Genomic DNA, 20,355 nt, shown 5'->3' on the forward strand with positions numbered 1-20,355 from the left:
CGCGTTCGTCTTTCACAGCTTCGTCTGCACAGCTTCGTCTTTCACAGCGGGATGTTTCCGTGTTTGCGGGTAGGCCCGGACACGGCCTTGTCGCGCAGCATCCGCAGCGCGCGGGTGACCGCGAGCCGGGTGTGGGACGGCTCGATGACCGCGTCCACATAGCCGCGTTCGGCTGCGGCGTAAGGGGTGCCGATGGTGTCGTGGTGATGCGCGGCCAGCTCGCGCTCGCGGTCCGCCCGCTCCTGACCGGACAGGGCGGCGAGTTCGCGGCGGTGCAGGACCTGCACCGCGGCCTCGGTGCCGACCACGGCGATGCGCGCGGTGGGCCAGGCCAGGTTGACGTCCGCGCCCAGGTGCTTGGAGCCCATCACCGCGTAACCGCCGCCGTATGCCTTGCGAACCACGACCGTCACCTGCGGCACCGTGGCCTCGGCGTAGGCGTAGAGCAGCTTCGCGCCGCGGCGGATGATGCCGCCGCGCTCCTGGTCCACACCGGGCATGTAGCCGGGCACGTCGGCGAAGGTCAGCAGCGGCAGGCCGAACGCGTCGCAGAAGCGCACGAACCGGGCCGCCTTCTCGGATGCGTCGATGTCGATGGCGCCCGCGAAGAACATCGGCTGGTTCGCCACCACGCCGACCGAGCGGCCCGCGACCCGGGCGAAGCCGACGATCATGTTGGGCGCGAACGCCTGGTGCACCTGGTGAAGCTCGCCGTCGTCCACGACGCGGGCGATCACCTCGGTCATGTCGTAGGCGCGGTTCTCGCCGTCGGGGACGATCCCGTCCAGCTCACGGTCGCGGTCGGTGATCCCGGCGGCGGTGTCGTCGGCGTACTCCGGGGCCGCGCCGAGGTTGTTGGAGGGCAGGTAGCCCAGCAGGGTCTTGACCCAGTCGAGCGCGTCGTCCTCGTCTTGCGCCAGGTAGTGCGCGTTGCCCGAGACGCTGGCGTTGGTGTGCGGGCCGCCAAGCTCGTCGAGGGTGACCGACTCGCCGGTGGCCGCGCGCACCACGTCCGGGCCGGTGACGACCATGTGCGAGGTGTTCTCGACCATGACGGTGAAGTCGGTCAGCGCCGGGGCGTAGACCGCGCCGCCCGCGCAGGGGCCAAGGATCATCGAGATCTGCGGGATGACCCCGGAGGCGTTGGTGTGCCGCACGGCCTGCTGCGCGTAGAGCGCCAGGGAGGACACGCCCTCCTGGATGCGGGCCCCGCCGCCGTCGTTGATGCCGATGACCGGGCAGCCGATCTTGGCTGCGAGGTCCATGACCTTGATGACCTTCGCGCCGTTGGCCTCGCCGATGCTGCCGCCGTAGACGCTGAAGTCCTGCGCGAAGACCGCGATCGGCCGACCGTCCACTTCCGCGTGTCCGGCGACGACGCCGTCGCCGTAGGGGCGGTCGGCGTCGAGGCCGAAGTCCCGGCAGCCGTGCTGGACGAACTCGTCCAGCTCCACGAACGACCCGGCGTCCACCAGCGCCAGCACCCGCTCGCGCGCGGTCAGCTTCCCCTTCGGGTGCTGGCGGTCCGCGGCCCGCTTCTCCTGCCGCGCCAACTGCTCCGAGCGCAGCAGCAGCTCGCCGACCGCGACTCCCGCGCTTTCGGGAACGGCCATGGTGGACCTCCTTGTCCCAGCGCCTCAGACCCGAACGGGCGAGGCGAGTGTTCGGGCCAGGTGCCGGGCGAGCGTGCTCACCCGCGGCGGGTCGATCATCGTCAGGTGATCTCCGGGAACCCGGACGACGTGCAGGTCCGAGCACAGCTCGTCCCAGCCGAGGGTGTCGTCGGTGCGCAGGTAACGCGGGTCGAGCGTGGTGGTCAGCGGGTGCGGGTCCATGGCGCGCAGCAGAACCACGCGGCCGGAGTACGGGCGGGGCCGGTAGCGCTCGGCCACCCGGGCGTCCACATAGGACGTGTACTGGTGGCGCAGCACGGCCTCGCCCATCTGCGGCAGGGCCGCGAGGCGGTCGATCACATAGCCGATCTGGTCGTCCTCGGGCAGCGTGGGCAGCGCCGACAGGTCGAGCGTGACGCCGTAGGTCTGCTCCACGTGCTCGGCGAAGCGGTCGAACCGGTCGAGCAGCAGCCGGTCGCTCTCGGGCTCGTCGCCGCGCAGCGGCAGGATCGTGTCGATCAGCACGACCTGCTCCACCCGCTCGCCGAGTTCGGTGAGCAGGTGCGCCACCTCGTAGGCCAGGCAGCCGCCGAAGGACCAGCCGCCGAGCCGGTAGGGGCCGACCGGCTGGATCTCGCGCAGCATCTCCAGGTAGCGGTGGGCCTTGCCCTCCACTGTGGACTCGTCGTCCAGCCGCTCGAAGCCGTAGACCGGGAAGCCTTCCGGCAGCTCGGAAACCAGCGGGTGGTAGACGCTGGTCGGCCCGCCCGCCGGGTGGAACAGCAGCAGCGGCACGCCGTTTCCGGTCGCCCGCAACGTGTTCAGCACCCCGTCGGTCGCGCCCTCGACCTCCGCGCGCAGCAGGTCGGCCATCGCGGCGATGGTCGGCCGGGCGAACAGGGTGGCCACCGGCGGCGCCGCGTCGGCGAGCCGGGTGCTGACGGCATCGTGCACCCGGCGGACCGCGGCGTCGTCGCCGCCGAGGTCGTAGAAGCTGCGGTGCACGCCTGCGGGCTCGCTGCCCAGGGCGTCGGTCCACACCAGCGCGAGCCAGCGCTCGGTCGGGTCCCGGGGGCCGATCACGGGCGCGGGCTCAGCGGCCGCGGGGTCCGCGACCAGGGGATCTGTGTCCGTGGGCACGGAGACCGGAGCCAGCGCGGCGGGCAGGCCCAACTCGTCGGCGATGTGGTCGGCCACCTCGCGCAGGCTCGCCCCGCGCAGCAGCAGCGACACCGGCAGCGTGGTCTCGAAGTCACGCTGCACGCCCGCGCGCAGCCGCATCGCCATCAGCGAGTCCAGGCCGAGCCCGGTGAGCGGGGCCGACCGGTCGACGGACTCCGGCGCGGCGCCGATGAGCGCGGCCAGTCCGGTGACGAGGTGGTCGAGCACGGCCGTGCGCGGGTCGGGCAGCGACCGCAGCGCCGCGAGGCCGGCCCAGCCGGTCGGCTCGTCCGCCGCCGCCCCGCCCGCGAGCCCGGCGAGGAACGGCCTGCGGCCCAGGTCGGGGAACAGCGCGAGCGTGCGGGGGATGTCCAGGCGGGCGACGCCGACGCCGGAGCGGTCGTGGGCGAGCAGCCCGGCGAGGGCGGCCATGCCCTGCTCCGGCTCCAGTTCGGCGAGCACGGCGTTGGCGCGGCTCTCCCCGCTCTCCCCCGCCCACGCGCCCCAGTTGACCGTCACGGCGGGCAGGCCCGCGGCGCGGCGGGAGTCCACCAGCGCGTCCAGCCAGGCGTTCGCCGTGGCGTAGGCGGCCTGCCCCGGCGAGCCGACCAGGCCCGCGATCGAGGAGAACGCCACCCACCAGTCCAGCGGGATCGCCGCGGTGGCCTCGTGCAGCCGCAGGCCGCCGAGCGCCTTCGGCCGCCACACCCGGGCGATGGCCGCCTCGGTGAGCAGCGCCGCGGGCTGGTCGTCGAGCACACCCGCCGCGTGCACGACACCGCGCAGCGGCACGCCGTCGCGCTGGGCGTGGGAGACCAGGCGGTCGGCGAAACCGGGTTCGGCGAGGTCGCCGAGCACCACCTCGACCTGGGCGTTCGCCGACCGCACGAGGTCATCGACCTCGGGCCGGTGCGTGCGGCCCGCCAGCACGATCCGGGTCGCGCCCGCCTCGGCCAGCCAGGCCGCGACGAGCCTGCCCAGCTCGCCGAGACCGCCGGTGATCACGTAGGCGCCGTCGCGGACCAGTGGCTGGTCCGGGTCGGCCGCCTCGACGGACGCGGCGGCCAGCCGGGCGCGCAGCCGCCGCCCGTGCCGCCACAGCACCTCGTCGTCGTCGCGGTCGGCGCGCACCTCGGCGGCCGCGGCGGGCGCGCCGGACTCGGCGTCGAGGTCGACCAGGGTCGCGCGCAGTTCGGGGTGCTCGAAGGCGAGCACCCGGACCAGGCCGCGCAGGCACGCCAGGCCGGGTTCGCCCGGCTCGCCGTCGACGGCGGTGGCGCCGGTCGTGGCCAGCCACAGCCGGGGCGGCGTCGCGCCGGACTCGGCGAGCACGGCGACGACGCGGGCCACGGTGTGCACCAGGGCCTCGGCGCGGGCCGGGTCGCGGTAGCGGGCGGGCGGACCGGCGACGAGCACGACACCGGAAGGCTTGTCGCGCAACGACTCCACCAGGGTGTCGAGGTCGGCGGCGCGCACGTCGTCGCCCGTGGCGACCAGTTCGTCGGCCAGGTCGGGCAGGGCAGGCTCGTCGAGGACGTCACCCTCGACCAGCACCCAGGAGCGCGGCTCGGCCGCGGCGGCCACCGGCAGCGGCGCGGCGTCCCAGCGGCGTTCGACGGCCAGTTCCGGCCACGCGCCGGGGGTCTGGCCGAGTGCGGCGGCGCGGACGTCGGACAGCTCGACCAGCACCTGGCCGTCCACGTCGAGCAGCCAGACCGTGCCGAGCAGGGTGCGGCTGTCGGCCACGCCCATCGTCGCCACGCAGCGGACGCCGCGCGCCGGATCGCCGACCACGCGGGCGCGGCCGATGGCGGTGGGCACGTAGCGGCCGTGCGTGCCGGGCAGCCCGAACACCGCGGCGGCCAGCGCGTGCAGGCAGGCGTCGGCAAGCGCCGGGTGCAGGGCGAAGCGGCGGTGGCCGCCCGCCTCGGCGGGCAGCCGGACCTGGGCCGACGCCCAGCCCGGCTCGGCCACGACCGCGCTGAGGCCGCGGAAGGCGGGGCCGTAGTCCTGGCCGCTCGCGGCGAACGCGGCGTAGAGGTCCAGCGGCTCGCCCGCGCCCGCGGCCGGAAGCTCGCCGAGCGGGTCGGCTGCGGCGGCGCGGACGGTCGCGGTGGCGTGTGTGGTCCAGGCGCCGTCAGCGGATCGGGAGCGGACGGTGACCCGGCCCGCCGAATCCAGCGTTGTGCTCAGCGTGGTCGCCTGGCCCAGCGCCAGGAACTCGGCCAACTCCAGGTCGACGACCTCGACGGCCGTCGTGCCCAGCGCGGACCGGCCCGCGGACAGTGCCAGTTCCAGGAACGCGGTGCCGGGCAGCACCACGACGCCGTAGGCGCGGTGGTCGGCCAGCCACGGCAGCGGGTCGGCGCTCAGATCGGCCTGCCACACGTGCGTTCCGTCGTCGGGAAGCTCGACGTGCGCGCCGAGCAGCGGGTGCCCGGCGCCCGCCGCCGGGGCGGGGTCGGGCGCCCAATGGCGTTCGTGCCGCCACACCGGGCCGGGCAGGTCCAGCACCGGGGCACTGGGGTAGCGCGCGGCGATGGCGGCCGAATCGCCGCCGACGTGCAGGGCGGCGACGGCGCGCAGCCACTCGGCGACCCCGGTGTCCCTGCGCAGCGTGGGGATGGCGAGCGCGGTCGCCCCGCGCGCCGCGGCGGTCTGCTCCACGCCGGTGAGCGCGATCGGGTGCGGGGAGATCTCCAGGAACGTGGTGTGGCCCGCGGCGAGCGCGGCGGCGACGGCCTGGGTGAAGCGGACCGGCCGCCGCAGGTTCGCCGCCCAGTAGTCGGCGTCGAAGGCGGGCCGGTCGGTCGGGTCGTCCAGGACGCTGGAGAAGCACGGCGTCACCGGCTCTGCCGGGGCGAGCCCGACCAGGTCGGCGCGGAACCCGTCGAGGTACGGGTCGACGGTCGGGGCGTGGCCCGCGCCGCCGACGGCGAGTTTGCGCGCCAGCCTGCCCAGGCCCTCCACGTGCGCGACCAGGTCGGCGACGGCCGCGGCGGGCCCGGTGACGGTGCACTGCTCGGGTGAGGCGTGCACGGCGATCTCGACGCCGGGGAAGCGCTCGGCCAAGTCGGCGAACTCGGCCTCGGACAGCTCGAGCACGGCCATCGCGCCCTCGCCGCCGCTCTCGATGCCCGCGAGCAGCGCCGTGCGGACGAGCACCACGCGCAGGCCCTGGGCCTGGTCGAGAGCGCCCGCGACCACCGCGGCGGCGACCTCGCCGACGGAGTGGCCGAGCACGGCGGACGGGCGGACGCCGTGCGCGCGCCACAGCGCGGCCAAGGCGATCTGCGTCCCGTAGAGCGCGGGCGCGGCCACGGCGAAGCCCACGGGCTCAGCGCAGGCGAGGACTTCCCGCAGCGAAAAACCGGCCTCGGCGACGAACAGCGGCTCCAACTCGTCCACGGCGGCGCGGAAAGCGGGCTCGTCCAGCAGTTCGCGGCCCATGCCCTGCCAGTAGGAGCCGAAGCCGGAGAAGACGAACACCGGCCCGCGTCCGCGCACCGGGCCGCCACTGACCACAGTGGACGATGGGGTGCCCGCGGCGAGCGCGCGCAGGCCCTCGACCGCCGCCGCGCGGCCCGCGCCGACGACCGCGGCGCGCACGGCCAGGTGGTCGCGGCGGTTCACCAGCACACCGGCCACATCCGGCAGCGGCGCGCGCAGGCCCGCCGGGGACTCCAGCCAGTCGGCGAGATCGGCCGCGCGGGTGCGCAGGCTCTCGGCCGATGCCGCCGACAGCGCGAAGACCTCCGGGCGGTCGGTGTCGACCGCGCGCGGCGCGGGCGCGGTCGGCCACTCCTCCAGCACGACATGGGCGTTGCTGCCGCCGAAGCCGAACGCCGACACCCCGGCGTAGGCCAGGCCCGAATACCTCGGCCACGGCGTGCCCTCCGCGGTGACCCGCAGGTTCATGGCGTCGAAATCGATGTGCGGGTTGGGCTTGTCGAAGTGCAGGCTCGCCGGAATGCGGCCGTGCGTGAGCGACAGCACGACCTTGATGAGCCCGACGATGCCCGCCGCGCCCTCCAGATGGCCCAGGTTCGTCTTGACCGAGCCGATCAGCAGCGGCCTGCCCGCGCCGCGGCCCGTGCCGAGCACCGCGCCCAGCGCGCCCGCCTCGATCGGGTCGCCGAGCAGCGTCCCGGTGCCGTGCGCCTCCACATAGTCCACAGTGGCCGGATCGATCTCGGCGGCCGGGTAGACCTCGGCGAGCAGCGCCTCCTGCGCGTCCGGGTTCGGGGCCATCATGCCGTTGGAGCGGCCGTCGGAGTTGGTGGCGCTGCCGTTGATCAGGGCCAGCACCCGGTCGCCGTTGGCGCGGGCGTCGCTGAGCCTGCGCAGCACGACCACGCCGCAGCCCTCGCCGCGCACGATCCCGTCGGCGGCGGCGTCGAACGCCTTGCAGCGGCCGTCCGGGGCGAGCACGCCCGCGCTGTCGAAGTTCGCGGTCACCCCGGGGGTGAGCATGAGGTTGACGCCGCCGACGATCGCCGCGTCCGCCTCGCCCCGGCGCAGGCCCTGCACCGCGTGGTGCACCGCGACCAGCGACGACGAGCACGCGGTGTCCACGACCATGCTCGGCCCGCGCAGGTCGAGCAGGTACGACAGCCGGTTGGCGATCACGCTCGCCGCCGCCCCGGTGCCCGACCAGGCGTCGATGCCCGCGACGTCGCCCATGGTGAACATGCCGTACTCGGTGGCCGACACTCCCATGTAGACACCCGTGCGGGTGCCGCGCAGCGTGCCGGGCGCGATGCCCGCGTGCTCCAGCGCCGCCCAGGCGACCTCCAGCACGATCCGCTGCTGCGGGTCCATCACCGCCGCCTCGCGCGGGGTGATGCCGAAGAACGCGGCGTCGAACCCGGCCACGTCATCGAGGTAGCCGCCTGCGGCGGGCAGGTCGTCCAGCACGTGGTCCGGCCCGCGCCACCGGCCGTCGGGCCGGGTGCCGATCGCGTCCTCGCCGCGGATGAGCAGGTCCCAGAACGCGGCGGGCGAGTCGATCCCGCCGGGCAGCCTGCACCCGATGCCGACCACCGCGATCGGCTCCCCGGGGGCGGGCGCGGAACCGCGCCCGAGCACCGCGGCCGGGCGCGCGTCCGCCACCGCGGCGGCCAGCGCGGCGACGGTCGGGTGCTGGTAGCCGAAGGTCGGGGGCAGCGTGCGGCCCGCGTGCGCGCCGAGTTCGCCGATCAGGCCCACCATGTCGCGTGAGGACAGTCCGTACTCGTGCAGCGACCGCTCGGGGTCGATCGCGGCCGGGGCCAGGCCCGCGGTCTTCGCGACCCGCTCGATCAGCCAGTCGATCAGGTCCCGGACCTCGTCATCGGAGTTCATGCCGGACCTGTTTCTGTGAGTACGGTGGTCAGGTAGCGCTCACGGCACGCGGTGCGCGAGATCTTGCCGCTGGACGTGCGGGGCAGCGAGTCCGGCTCGACCACCCGCACCTCGCGCAGGGCGAGGCCGTGCCGCTCGGCGACGGCGGCGCGCACGGCGCGGTCCACCTCGGCGCGGTCGAGCGCCTCCGGCGCGACGGTCTTGGCCCGCTCGGCCACCACGACGGCCTGCTCGCCGTCGGGGCCGCTCACCGAGAACGCCACGACGTTGCGCGGCCGGATCGAGGCGTGCGCGCCCTCGGCGGTGCGCTCGACGTCGTGCGGGTAGTGGTTGCGGCCGTCGACGACGATGAGGTCCTTGATCCGCCCGGTGATGTACAGCTCGCCGTCGCACCACATGCCCAGGTCGCCGGTGGCCAGCCACGGGCCGTCGGGGGCGTCGACGCCGCTGACCGCGTTGTGGAACGCGCGCGCGCTCTCCTGCGGCCGCTTCCAGTAGCCCTGGCCGACGTTGGGGCCCGCCACCCAGATCTCGCCGACCTCGCCCTCTGGCCGGGGCTGCCCGGTCTTCGGGTCGACCACCAGCACGCCCTGGTCGATCGGCTGTCCACAAGAGACCAGCGCCACGACGTCCTCGGCGTCGGCGGACACCTCGACGGCTTTGCCCGCGGCCAGGGAAGTCCGCTCGAAGTGGCGGACCACCGCGGGCCGGTCGGGGGTGCTCGCCGAGACGAACACGGTCGCCTCGGCGAGGCCGTAGGAGGGCCGGTGCGCCTCGGGGCGCAGCCCGCACCCGGCGAACGCGGTGTGGAAGCGGTCGATGATCCCGGGCAGCACCGGCTCGCTGCCGTCGATCAGCACGCCCACGTTCTCCAGGCGCAGCCGGGACTTCTCCCAGTCCGACACCCGGGCAGCGCAGTAGGCGTAGGCGAAGTTGGGGGCGGCGGTCACCGCGACCGGGTTCGCCGAGAGCGCGCGCAGCCAGCGCTCGGGCCGCTCGATGAACGCCAGCGGGTCCATCAGCACCGTGCGGATGCCCACCATCATCGGCGCGGCCACCGACAGGACCAGGCCCATGTCGTGGAACAGCGGCAGCCAGCTCACCGTCACCGACTCGCGGCGCACGTTGTACGCGCGCACCGCCTGCCGGGCGTTGGCGATCACGTTGCCGTGGGTGATCATGACGCCGCGCGGGTCGCCGGTCGAGCCGGAGGTGTACTGCAGGTACGCCAGGTCGGCCGGGGCCAGCGCGACCGGCTCGAAGTGCGCGGCGATCGCGGTGGGCAGGGTGTCGACGCACACGACCTGGCCCACCGGCAGCCGGTGGGTCTCGATGAACGCCGCGACGGCGGGGGCGCTGTCCTGGGTGGTGAGCACGGTCCCGGCGGCGCAGTCGCGCAGCACCGAGGCGAGCCGGTCGCCGTGGCCGGGCAGATCCGGGGTGAACAGCGGGACCGCGGCCGCGCCCGCGCGCAGCGCGCCGAGGAAGGCGGCGATGTAGTCCGGCGTCTGTCCGATCAGGACGGCCACCGGCTCGCCCTTGCCGATGCGGCGCTGCAACCAGGCCGCGACCGCGCCGACCCGGGCGTCCAGGTCACGCCAGGTCCAACTGGTCTGCGCGCCGCCGCTGTGCGCGCTGAAGTCGAGGTGGTTGACGGCGACGCCGTCGGGGTCCTGCGCAGCCCACCTGCCGAGCAAGCCGGGCAAGTCCTCTGTGGCGGCCGACCCGCCGTGCGCTATCGCGGAACTCATCTGCACAGTCCTCACCAGGGGGCCACTTCGACACCGGACGAGAGAAACGCGACTGCCTCATATTTCCCCATGCGGAAAAATGGTCGCTTCGGTACGGTAATTCCGTCGCCAGTCACTCGTCAACAACGGCAGTACGCGCTAAAGGTAACGGCGACTTCTCGACGGCCGACTTGTCATAATTATGAGTCGCGGCCGGGTCCGCGTTGTGGACAAGCGACAAGTTTGGCCGCAGCCGCGCGGCGACCACCGCTGCGGCCAATTGCAGGGCGGCGGCGACCAGCAGGGCGCGGGTGTAGCCCTGCGCCATGGCCGGTCCGTCGGCCGCCCCGGCGATCAGCACCGCGACCAGCGCGACCCCCAGCGCCCCGGCGAACTCGCGGGCCGCGCTGAGCACCCCCGACGCCGCCCCGGCCAGCCGGTCGTCGGCCGAGTCGAGGGCCATGGTGGTCAGCGGGACGGTGAAGGCCGACCCGATGCCCACCAGCAGCAGGCCGGGCAGCCGGGGACCGACCGAGGGCAGGTGGTTGACCGCGGCGACCGCCGCGAGACCCACCCCGACCACGACAAGACCACCCGCGACCGTGGCGGGCGCGCCTAAGCGGGCCTGCGCTTTGGGCACCCACGGCGCGGTGAGGATGAGCGCGGCCGCCACCGCGGCCAGCGGCAGCGCGGCCTCCGCCGGGCCAAGGCCAAGCCAGCGCTGGTGCACCAGCGGGGTGACCACGGTGATGCCGGTGACCCCGAGCCCCCATAACGTCTGCACCAGCAGCGCGCCGCGGAACAGCGGGGCGCCCACCAGCGCGGGCGGCAGCACCGGCGTCCGCGAGCGGCGGTCGCGGTTGGCGAAAACCAGCGCGGCGACCACACCCGTGACGGCCAGCGCCACCGACCACTCGCCGCCATCGGCCAGGCTCAGCAGGGCCGCGGTGACCAGCAGCATCGTCACCCCGGCCAGGGCCATGCCGAGCCGGTCGACCGGGCGCGGCGCCGTCCTCGGGCCGGGGCCGGGCAACGCGGCCCAAGTCCCGACGAGCAGCGGCAGCACGCCCCAGAACACCCAACTCCAGTGCGCGGACGCGCTGACGAACCCGCCGACGACCGGGCCCGCGGCCAACGCCAGGGCGAGCGAGACGGTCCACACCGCCGCGCCCTTGGGCCGGTCGGCGGGGACCAGGCGGGTGCGGACCAGGCTCAACGTCGCCGGGACCAGCAGCGCGGCGGCCAGGCCCTGCAAGACCCGGCCCGCCAGCAACGGCTCGACGGCGCGTGCGCAGGCCGCGAGCACCGTGCCCGCGGCGAAGACGGCCAGCCCGGCGCGCAGCGCGGCCCGCTCGCCGAACCGGTCGACCACCGGACCGGCGGCGAGCAGCAAACCGGCGAACGGAAGCAGGTACGCGACCGTGACCCCCTGCGTCGCGGTCACCCCGAGCGCCAGCTCCCCGGCGACCGACGGCGCCGCCGCGGCCACCACGGTGTTGTCCGCCGTCGACAAGAAGGCGATCAGCGCGATCGTGCCCAGAACACGGGCCCGGTCGGGCGCGGAATCACCGGGGGCGGTCACCGGAGGACTCAACAGCCGCGCGGCGCGGGCTTGCCCGCGAAACGGTCGGCGAGAAACGTGAAAGCGTCACCACGACCGGTCAGGAATGTGGTCAGATGCTCACCGATATAGACGTTCCACTTCACCGCGACGCCTTTCGCGCAGTATTCCCTGCGCAACGCGTCGGCCTGCCCGAAAGGCACCAGCTCGTCGAGGACGCCGTGGTAGAGGAACACCGGAGCCGTCGGCGGCCGGGAGCCGAGGCGGTTCTCCGCGAGCCGCCGCTGCCACCCCTGGTCGAGCAGCGGGTTCCTGGTCGTGTAGTCGGAGATCCGTCGGAACGCGAATGCCGCGATGTCGCCGACGCACCGCTCCCGGTCGGCGAACTCGGTCTTGCCCGCGGCGTTGAGGTAGCCCGCGAGGTTCAGCTCCGGGTAGGCCGCGTCGAGGCCGACCGCGGCGAACATCAGCAAGCCGAACCCGAAGCTGCCGTCGAGCGTCTTGGCCACCGCGGTCAGGTCGGCGGGCACACCGCCCGCCGCGACGCCGACCAGGTTCAGTTCGGGGGCGTACTCGGGCTGCCTTTCCGCAGCCCACGCCGCGCCCCCGCCGCCCTGCGAGTAGCCGGTGAGCGCGACCTTCCCGCCCGGCCGCAGCCCGGTGGCGGGCAGCCGGGTCGCCGCGCGCACCACATCGAGCAGCGCGTGGCCCTCGGAGCGGCCGACCACGTAGGTGTGGTCGCCGGGCGTGCCCAGGCCCTCGTAGTCGGTGACCGCGACGGCCCAGCCCCGCTTGAGCAACTCGCCCACGGCGAGCGCCTCGTACTCGGTGCCCGCGACGAACGCCTTCGACGGCGCGCACTTGTCGCCGATGCCCTGCGTCCCCGGTGCGAGCCCGACGATCGGGCGGACGCCGTCATAGGGCGCCTTCGGCACGAAAACCGTGCCCGACACCGCGATGTCCTCGCCGGTGGCGCCGACCGACCGGTACAGGACGGTGTGGGCGGTCGCCTGGTTCGACTCGGCCACCGAGACGGCGGCGGGCCGGTACCAGATCGGGTCGCCGGGCGCGCCGGACAGCGGCGCGGGCGGGGTGTAGAACGCCTCCCCCGAAGGGCCGACCGGGATGTCGGCGGCGGTGGCCGGGCCGCTCGGGACGGCCAAGACCGCGGCCGTCGCCACGGCGACAGCCAGCGAAGAAAGCACCCGGCGAGGAGAGGGCATGACGGGGACGTTAACGCCGTCACAATCCCATGTCGACGGCCCGCGAGGTTATTCGCGGCAACCGAGCAGTTTGCCCGTCACCGTTGTCACCGAAACGCCAAAAAGTGATTACCGAGAAGTTGTCAACAACCGATAACTCTGCGTCAAATCGCGCGCCAGTAGGGCGGTTCCGCCGCGTCCGCCGGTATCGTCGCATCGGATCGGCTCCCAGCGCGAAGGACAACCCCCATGCCACGGCCCCGGATCGAGGTCACCGGCCTCGGCAAGAGCTATGGCCAGGTGCAGGCGCTGACCGACGTGTCACTGCAAGTCGGGCCCGGTGTCGTGCTGGGCGTCCTCGGCCACAACGGCGCGGGCAAGACGACGCTGGTCGACATCCTCGCCACCCGGTCGAAACCCACCTCCGGCACCGCGAAGGTGTGCGGGTGGGACGTGGCCCGCTTCGGCCACCACGTGCGCAGGCACATCGGCATGACCAGCCAGTTCACCTCCGTGGACGACACCATGACCGGCCGGGCCAACCTGATGCTCGTCGCCCGGCTGCTCGGCGCGAGCCGCAAGCAGGCCGACGACCGCGCCGAGGAGCTGCTGACCAGCTTCGACCTGACCGAGGCAGCCGACCGCAAGGCCGCCACCTACTCCGGCGGTATGCGCAGGCGGCTGGACCTCGCGGTCGGCATGATCGCCGGGCCGGACGTGCTGTTCCTCGACGAGCCCAGCACCGGCTTGGACCCGGTGAGCCGGTCCGGGCTGTGGGACCTGGTGGAGAAACTCGCCAAGGACGGCACCACCATCGTGCTCACCACCCAGTACCTGGAGGAAGCCGACCGGCTCGCGCACGACATCGTCGTGCTCGCGGGCGGGCACGTGGTCGCGTCCGGCACCCCGGAGCGGCTCAAGGCGGGCATCGGGCAGCGCACCGCGTCGGTCCGCTTCCCCGACGCGCGGGCCACGCACTACGCGGTGGGCGTGCTCGGCTACGCGGGGATGACGCCGCTGGCCGACTTCGGGATCTGCGCGGTGCAGATCCCGCTGGCCGAGCCGGGCGACATCGCGCTGCTGGTCCGCGCCCTGGACTCGGCCGGGCTGCCGATCATGGACCTGACCGTCACCGAGCCCACCCTGGACGACGTGTACGTCGCCCTGCACCGAGCGGCGCAGGAGAAAGCCGCCCAGGTCGTCGGACAGACAGCGTGACGCGGCCTGCCGCCACCAGGACCCGCCGTTCAGAAAGGCGCCAGAGCAAGCCCGTATGCGAACCGATCCACACGGCGACAGCGCCGACGCCCCCCGGCGAGCCCAGCCAGGGCGGCCCCGCGAGCACACTCCGCTGGCCGATCCCCGGCGCGAGCGCCGGGCACCCGCGGGCGACGCGGGGGAACCCCGCGAACGCGCGGCGCGTGGACCAGCCGAGCGCCGGGCGCCCGTGCGGGACGCGAGCGGACAGTCCGCCGGGCGGCGGCGGTCGGACGCGCGAGACCCGCGAGCGGGCACGGCGGGGCGCGGCGAACGGGCCGCTGACGCCCGGCAGAGCGAGCGGGACGCCAGCGCGCCTCGGCAGCGGCGAGCGCCCGAGCAGGACCGGCGGGCGGCGCGCGGCCAGGAGACCGGCAAGACCGGGCGTGAGCGGGGCAAGAAGGTGAGCAGGCACGCCGCGGGCACGCGCGGCCGGTCCGACGACACCGTGCGGCTGTATCTGGACCTGGCCTCCGGGTCGCCGCCCCGGGCGGACCGGTGGCGGCCGAGCAACGCGCTCACCCAGGTGATGGTGCTGAGCGAGCGGTCGCTGCGGGCGGCGTTCGGCGACTACCGGCTGGTGTTCTTCGGGCTGCTGCAGCCGGTGGTGATGCTGCTGCTGTTCAGCCAGGTGTTCAGCGGGATCGGGACGCTGCCCGGGGTGACCCAGTACCAGGGGTACATCAACTTCCTGATGCCCGCGACGCTGGTCAACATCGCCATGACGACCGCGATGAGCTCCGGCGTCGGACTGCTCACCGAGATCTACACCGGGTTCATCGGCAGGCTGCGGACGATGCCGATCAATCTGATCTCGGTGCTGGTCGCGCGGACGGTGTCCGACGCGGTGCGGCTGGCCGTGCAGCAGGTCGTCGCGGTGCTGGCCGCGGTGCTGTTCCTCGGGTTCCGGCCCGGCGGGGTGTTCGGCGTGACCGTGGCCGTGCTGCTGACCGTGGCCGTCGGGTGGGGGCTGAGCTGGATCTTCATCGCCATCGCCACCTGGCAGAGCAAGCCGGAGACGATGCAGGCGGTGTCGTTCATCGTCATGTTCCCGCTGATGTTCGGCTCCAGCGCGTACATGCCGGTCGACGCGATGCCCGGCTGGATTCGCGCGGTGGCCCTGTGCAACCCGGTCACCTACGCCATCGACGCCACCCGGGCGCTCGCGCTGGGGATGCCGCTGGGCTGGTCGCTGACCGCGGCCCTCGGCCTGGCCGCCGGGACCGCCCTGCTCGGCGGCGCGCTGGCCGCGCGGAACTTCCGCAAGACGAATTGATCTGCGCGCGTTCGGCGGAAACATGATCGCGGGTGACAGAATGCCCGCCTGATTTCCGGTGGCGCTGATAGCCCTCCAGTTCTGTCACCGATAGGCCAAACTCCAGGTTTCCGCTATCCGGCGTATGCCGCGCGGCATGATCGTCCCGATAGCCTCGCCTGGCGCTTTCCGCTTCTCGGCGACCATCGGAGAACCATGTCCCGAATCGGAGACCTCGCCAGACTCGCCAGGCAGTACCGCAGGGCAACCCTGCTCGCCGTGGTGGTGGCCGTCGCCATCCCGCTCGCCACGGCGCCGCCGACCCAGGGCGCGTCGCTTCCGGTCAATCCCCTGCTCTCGGCCGTGGTGCTGCCCGCGCTGCCCGGTCACACCCGGGCGGAGGCCGTGGCGGTCAACGACCTCGGGCAGATCGCGGGCACCAGCACTCCCGGGCCCGCCCCGTCGCGGGCGGTGCTGTGGTCGGGCCAGACGGCGACCGACCTCGGCGGCGGGCACGCGAGCGGGATCAACAGCCGCGGGCAGGTGGTCGGCTGGGAATACCTGGGCGGGTACGGGACCTACGTCCAGCAGCCCCGGCTGTGGCACCGGGGCACGACGACCGACCTCACCCCGCCCGGGTCCGGACTGGTCGTCACCAGCGTGGTCAACCGGGACGGGGTGGTGCCGATGACGTACTCGGCGAGCCCGTCCGGCTACCACCAGGAGCGGGCGGCGGTCTACTCCGGCGGGACGCTGACCCCGATCGAGCCGCCCGGGGTGAGCGGGCCGCACCTGAGCCTCACCGTGGTCACCGACCGGGGCGTGGTCGCGGGCGCTTACCTGCCCATGTTCGGCGCGGACTCGTTCGCGTTCCGCTGCGAGGCGGCGCGGTGCGCGCGGCTGCCGGGGCCCGCGGGGCGGTACTCGGTGAGCGCGGCGAACGAGAAAGGCGTGCTCGTCGGCACCGCGGAGGGGCTGCCCACGTACGCGCTGCGGTGGGACGGCGACCGGGTGAGCGCGCTGCCGCCGCTGGCGGGCGAGGTGTCGGCGAGGGTCGCGCCCGGCCCGCAGGCGGTCAACGAGTCCGGCGACGTGGTGGGCCACACCGTCGGCTCCGGCGGGCTGACCCGCGCCACCCTGTGGCGGCGGGGCCAGGCCATCGACCTCGGGGCGCCACTGGGCCACCAGAGCCAGGCCGTCGCGGTGAACGACTTCGGCGACGTCGTCGGCTGGAGCGAGGACGGCGTCGGCCAGCGGCGCGCGTTCCTGTGGCGCGATGGCCGCAGCACCGACCTGGGCACGGTCGGCGGCCAGAGCAGCGAACCGGTGGCCCTCAACAACTGGGGCGTCATCGTCGGCCGCGGCGTGGCCGCGAACGGCGGCGGCCAGGCACTGAAGTGGGTCGTCGCACCGCTGATCTGAACCGAACGCCGCACCGCTGGTCAACCGTCACTTCCTGGGGAGCGAACAGTGCGCAACAGAATCCGCGCGGCCGTGGCCGCCGCCATCCTTGTCGCAAGTGGACTGGTCGCGGGGGCGGGGGCGGCCTCGGCCGAACCGGTCACCCGCACGCTGGACTACACGTGCTCCTTCCCGTTGATCGGAGCGCAGCCGGTGTCCGTCCGGTTCACCGCCGAGGTGCCCGCGGCCCCCGGAGTCGGCCAGCCGCCCGGGCCGATGCCGTTCGACGCGGTGATCGCTCTCTCGCCGGAGGTGGTGGAACTCTTCCGCCAGGTGGGCACGCAGGCGATCCGGGGCGCGGCGACCGTGGGGACCGCGGTGCGGACCACCGACGTGACGCTGCCGATGCGCGTGCCGACAACCATCGCGAGCACCCCCATGCCGCCGCCGTCCAGCGGCCTCGACCTGGCCGCCACCGGCACGCACCCCTCGGTGATCGCGGTCACACCCCGGGCGGAGTTCCTGGTCGGAGCCGTCGACCTCGAACTGGTCCCGCAGCGGCCCGGCGAGGCGGTGGTGGTCGAGCCGATGCGCGTGCGGTGCGAACTGGAACCCGGCCAAGACCCGGTCCTGTTCGTCCTCGGCCCGGCCGTCCCCGAGCCGGTCATCGTCGCCCAGAACTTCGCGCTCACCGGGTCGACGTCGGTCCGGGGCGCCACCGTGGGCCTGAGCGGCCGGGTGGACGGCAGGCTGGACGCGCGGACCGGCGCGTACACCGCCGACGTCCGGCTTGACCCGGCCACCGTCCCGGTCCGCCTGTTCGGACTGCTCCCAGCCCAGGCCGATGTGACGTTCACGCCCACAGGGCCGACGACCGGCGCCCTGGTCGACGGGGTGTTGAGCACCGAGTCGACGGTCACGGTCCGGTTTCCCCGGATCACCCTGTTCGGCCACCCGCTCGCCGCGTCCCCGTCCTGCGGGACCAGCGTGGCCGTCGCGCCGCGGTCCGCCCCGGGCTTCGACCCGGTGGCGGGCGGTGTCCTGACCGGCGTCTACTCGATCCCCCCGGTGACCGGGTGCGGCCCGCTCAGCACCGCGGTCAGCGACGCGATCGCCGGGCCGGGGAACACCGTCGAGGTCCGCCTGCGCGCGGGGCTCGCCCCCACGAGAGGAACCCGCTCGCCATGAGAATCGCAGCACCGGTGTGCGTGCTCGCCGCCGTCGCCGCCGTCCTGGCCCCACTGCCCGCGGCGGCGCTGCCGGGATTGTCGGTCACCGTGGCCGCACTGCCGATGCCCGCCGGGCTGGACCGCGGCGCGGGCCTGCGGGTCACCGAGGTGGGCCAGATCGTCGGCACCGCGGGCACCCGGACGGCGCCGTGGTCGCGGGCGCTGTCCTGGCGGCTGGGGCGGGTCACGGACCTGGGCGCGGGGCAGGCGGTGGACGCCAACGTCTTCGGCCACGCGGTCGGCGCCGAGCAGGACACCACCGCCCCCGGCTTCGTCACGAAGGCCACGCTGTGGCGGGACGGCCACACGGTCCGGCTGGTTCCCCAAGCCGAGCACAGCACCGCGGTGCGGATCAACGACCGCGGCGAGGTCCTGGTGACCTACCGCCTGCCGGGAACGACGGGGAAACGGGTGGGGGTCTGGCGGCGGGGAACGGTCACGGAGCTGGCCGTTCCCGGACCGGTGCCGGAAAACCTCGATGAGGTGGTGTGGAACGCCGAAGGGCAAGTCGCCGGGGCCGTGCGGAACTTCCAGGGCAACGAGCCGTCGTACGCGTTCCGCTGCGACACCTCCGGCGCGTGCGCGCGGCTGCCCGCGCTGAACCCCGAAGGCGACCAGGCCGTGCTGGTGACCGGGATCGACCGCGCCGGGCAGGTCTACGGGTTCACGGTTAGCCCGGCGGGCGTCCACACCGCGGTGCGGTGGACCGGCGACCGGGCCGTGCCCCTGCCCGCGCTGACCTCGACGTCCACCATGGTCGTGGGGATCAGCCCGCACGGCGACTACGCCGTCGGCCTCGGCACCGACGGGGACGGCGTCCCGCGGGTACTTCGGTGGCACGCGGGCCAGGTCACCGACCTCGGTGTCCAGCCTGCCGCCACGCTTCCCATCGCGGTCAACGACCGGGGCGACGTGCTCGTCTACTCCATCACTTCGCTCACCCAGGTCCGCTCCTGGGTGTGGCGGGCCGGACGGCGAATCGACCTCCCGACACTCGGCGGCGACCACGCGCGGGCTTACTCGCTGAACAACCTCGGCCAGGCCGTCGGAGAAAGCCGCACGGCGGACGGTGCCACCGTGCCCGCGGTCTGGACGCTTCCCCTGGTCTAGCCAGGATCTGGGTGCGCGGGCCCCGGGCGGCTGGACCGCCCGGGGACCCCGGGCCGGTCAGGTGGTGTGCACGATCAGGACGTCCACCCGGGACTTGCGGGCCGCCTCGGACGGGACAGAGCCGAGGATGCGGCCAGCGAGAGTGTTGAGGCCGCGGTTTCCGACGACGAGCAGGTCGGCGTCGAACTTGCGCACGACCTTGGCCAGCACCGGGACCGGCGGGCCGTCGCGCACCACGGTCTCGACGTTGGTTGCGCCCATCTTGGCCGCGCGCTCCAGCGCGGTGCGCACCGTCTCCTCGGCGGGGTTGTGGCCGACGACCTGGTAGGCCACGTCGTCGCCGAGGGTGTCCTGGGCGCGTTCGACCCGGTGCGGGTCCGGGGCCTGGTAAGCGCACGCGATCACCAGCTTGGCGCCGGTGTCGGCGGCGACGGCCGCCGCGCGCTCGACCGCGAGCAGCGATGAGTCGGAGCCGTCGGTTCCGACGACGATAGTTCGATAGGCGGTCATAGGTTTCCTTCTGATAGGTGTCGCCCGGACAAGGTCTGGTGGTCTCAGCGCCAGGAGGGGAGCCAGAGTTCGGCCTGCCAGCGCCATTCGGTGATGGAGTCGCCGTTGAGGATGGGCCAGAGCCAGACGAAGTTCGCCACGACCAACCCCACATACAACGCCACGACCAGCAACCCGTTGCGCCGCCGCTCCGGGCCCATGTCCCGGGTCCCCAGGAAATGCCCCAACCCCAAGGTGATGCCCAGGACCAGGAACGGGGCCATCGGGGTCGCGTAGAAGAAATACATCTGCCGGTCCAGATTCACAAACCACGGCAGCAACCCCGCCAGATACGCGGTCACCACCGCGGCGTAACGCCAGTCCCGGTGCGCGCCCATCCGCCACAGACCCCACCCCAGCATCACCGGCGCCAGCCACCACAAGGCCGGGGTCCCGATCAACATCGTCGCCGACACACACCGCGTCTCCCCACACCCGGTGGTCGACCCGTCGTAGTAATACAACATCGGCCGCAACCCCATCGGCCACGCCCACGGCTTCGACTCCCACGGATGCTGCGAACCCGGCTTGGTCACCAACTCGCTGTGGAACCGCAGCACATGCTCGCTATAGGTGAACAACGACCCCAGCGCCCCCCGCACCACCGACACCGGATCACCCCCGGACGTCGCCACCAGATGCCGGTCCAACCCCGTCTCGCTGCCGAACCACGCCCACCACGTCGACAGATACGCCACCACCACCACACCCACGAACACCCACACCGCAGGCACAACATCACGCAGCAACGCCCCCCACCACGGACTCGCCACCCCCGCCGCCCGCCGCGCCGCCACGTCGAACAGGACCGTGAGCAGGGCGAACGCGGCCACGAAATACAACCCCGACCACTTCACCCCACACGCCAACCCCAACAACACCCCAGCACCCAGCCGCCACCACCGCACCCCCAACCGCGGCCCGTACCGAGACTCCCTCACCCA

General features: G+C 73.8%; 12 protein-coding genes. 5 read left to right on the forward strand and 7 right to left on the reverse strand.

Features of this window, described 5'->3' with window-relative positions; all coding sequences use genetic code 11:
- Positions 1-41: 41 nt before the first annotated feature.
- The 5 genes from BLS56_RS29835 to BLS56_RS29855 form a co-directional block, all read right to left on the reverse strand.
- Positions 42-1,613: an acyl-CoA carboxylase subunit beta gene (locus tag BLS56_RS29835; protein WP_091457839.1), complete on the reverse strand. Its 1,572-nt coding sequence runs from the start codon at positions 1,611-1,613 to the stop codon at positions 42-44.
- Positions 1,614-1,637: 24 nt separating this feature from the next.
- Positions 1,638-8,117, reverse strand: a complete 6,480-nt coding sequence (locus tag BLS56_RS29840; protein WP_091457841.1) for a type I polyketide synthase — start codon at positions 8,115-8,117, stop codon at positions 1,638-1,640.
- Positions 8,114-9,868 carry a fatty acyl-AMP ligase gene (locus BLS56_RS29845; RefSeq protein ID WP_091457843.1) on the reverse strand — a complete coding sequence of 585 codons (1,755 nt, stop codon included), beginning with the start codon at positions 9,866-9,868 and terminating at the stop codon, positions 8,114-8,116. Before BLS56_RS29845 ends, BLS56_RS29840 begins: the two co-directional genes overlap by 4 nt.
- 112 nt (positions 9,869-9,980) lie before the next feature.
- Positions 9,981-11,429 (reverse strand): MFS transporter, encoded by a 1,449-nt coding sequence (locus BLS56_RS29850; protein ID WP_228772047.1) that lies wholly within the window; start codon positions 11,427-11,429, stop codon positions 9,981-9,983.
- A gap of 8 nt (positions 11,430-11,437) precedes the next feature.
- Complete coding sequence (locus BLS56_RS29855) at positions 11,438-12,631, reverse strand: lipase family protein (protein ID WP_091457845.1); 1,194 nt, start codon at positions 12,629-12,631, stop codon at positions 11,438-11,440.
- A 228-nt stretch (positions 12,632-12,859) separates the two neighbouring features.
- Here BLS56_RS29855 and BLS56_RS29860 point away from each other — a divergent pair, with 228 nt between their 5' ends.
- The 5 genes from BLS56_RS29860 to BLS56_RS29880 all read left to right on the forward strand — a co-directional run bounded on the left by BLS56_RS29860 (position 12,860) and on the right by BLS56_RS29880 (position 18,862).
- A complete protein-coding gene (locus tag BLS56_RS29860) occupies positions 12,860-13,828 on the forward strand; it encodes an ATP-binding cassette domain-containing protein (RefSeq protein ID WP_091457848.1) in 969 nt (322 codons plus the stop codon).
- 568 nt (positions 13,829-14,396) lie between these two features.
- Positions 14,397-15,143, forward strand: a complete 747-nt coding sequence (locus BLS56_RS29865; protein WP_091457872.1) for an ABC transporter permease — start codon at positions 14,397-14,399, stop codon at positions 15,141-15,143.
- 195 nt (positions 15,144-15,338) lie between these two features.
- On the forward strand, positions 15,339-16,544 hold the full coding sequence (locus BLS56_RS29870) for a hypothetical protein (RefSeq protein ID WP_091457851.1): 1,206 nt from the start codon (positions 15,339-15,341) through the stop codon (positions 16,542-16,544).
- Between the two features lie 48 nt (positions 16,545-16,592).
- Positions 16,593-17,711, forward strand: coding sequence for a DUF6801 domain-containing protein (locus tag BLS56_RS29875; RefSeq protein ID WP_091457854.1), 1,119 nt, complete (start codon positions 16,593-16,595; stop codon positions 17,709-17,711).
- Complete coding sequence (locus BLS56_RS29880) at positions 17,708-18,862, forward strand: hypothetical protein (protein ID WP_139191079.1); 1,155 nt, start codon at positions 17,708-17,710, stop codon at positions 18,860-18,862. The genes BLS56_RS29875 and BLS56_RS29880 overlap by 4 nt, the downstream gene beginning before the upstream one ends.
- A gap of 57 nt (positions 18,863-18,919) precedes the next feature.
- Here BLS56_RS29880 and BLS56_RS29885 read toward each other — a convergent pair whose 3' ends face one another.
- Positions 18,920-19,372: a universal stress protein gene (locus tag BLS56_RS29885; RefSeq protein ID WP_091457859.1), complete on the reverse strand. Its 453-nt coding sequence runs from the start codon at positions 19,370-19,372 to the stop codon at positions 18,920-18,922.
- Positions 19,373-19,416: 44 nt separating this feature from the next.
- A partial coding sequence (locus BLS56_RS29890) for a dolichyl-phosphate-mannose--protein mannosyltransferase (protein ID WP_407640538.1) occupies positions 19,417-20,355 on the reverse strand: 939 nt, incomplete at its 5' end.

Source organism: Actinokineospora iranica (genome assembly GCF_900101685.1).
GTDB lineage: Bacteria > Actinomycetota > Actinomycetes > Mycobacteriales > Pseudonocardiaceae > Actinokineospora > Actinokineospora iranica.

What these genes read in the sequence shown, in the direction of transcription:
- BLS56_RS29835 (WP_091457839.1), bottom strand. Translation starts at nt 1,613, where the DNA reads ATGGCCGTTCCCGAAAGCGCGGGAGTCGCGGTCGGCGAGCTGCTGCTG.
- BLS56_RS29840 (WP_091457841.1), bottom strand. Translation starts at nt 8,117, where the DNA reads ATGAACTCCGATGACGAGGTCCGGGACCTGATCGACTGGCTGATCGAG.
- BLS56_RS29845 (WP_091457843.1), bottom strand. Translation starts at nt 9,868, where the DNA reads ATGAGTTCCGCGATAGCGCACGGCGGGTCGGCCGCCACAGAGGACTTG.
- BLS56_RS29855 (WP_091457845.1), bottom strand. Translation starts at nt 12,631, where the DNA reads ATGCCCTCTCCTCGCCGGGTGCTTTCTTCGCTGGCTGTCGCCGTGGCG.
- BLS56_RS29860 (WP_091457848.1), top strand. Translation starts at nt 12,860, where the DNA reads ATGCCACGGCCCCGGATCGAGGTCACCGGCCTCGGCAAGAGCTATGGC.
- BLS56_RS29865 (WP_091457872.1), top strand. Translation starts at nt 14,397, where the DNA reads ATGGTGCTGAGCGAGCGGTCGCTGCGGGCGGCGTTCGGCGACTACCGG.
- BLS56_RS29870 (WP_091457851.1), top strand. Translation starts at nt 15,339, where the DNA reads ATGTCCCGAATCGGAGACCTCGCCAGACTCGCCAGGCAGTACCGCAGG.
- BLS56_RS29880 (WP_139191079.1), top strand. Translation starts at nt 17,708, where the DNA reads ATGAGAATCGCAGCACCGGTGTGCGTGCTCGCCGCCGTCGCCGCCGTC.
- BLS56_RS29885 (WP_091457859.1), bottom strand. Translation starts at nt 19,372, where the DNA reads ATGACCGCCTATCGAACTATCGTCGTCGGAACCGACGGCTCCGACTCA.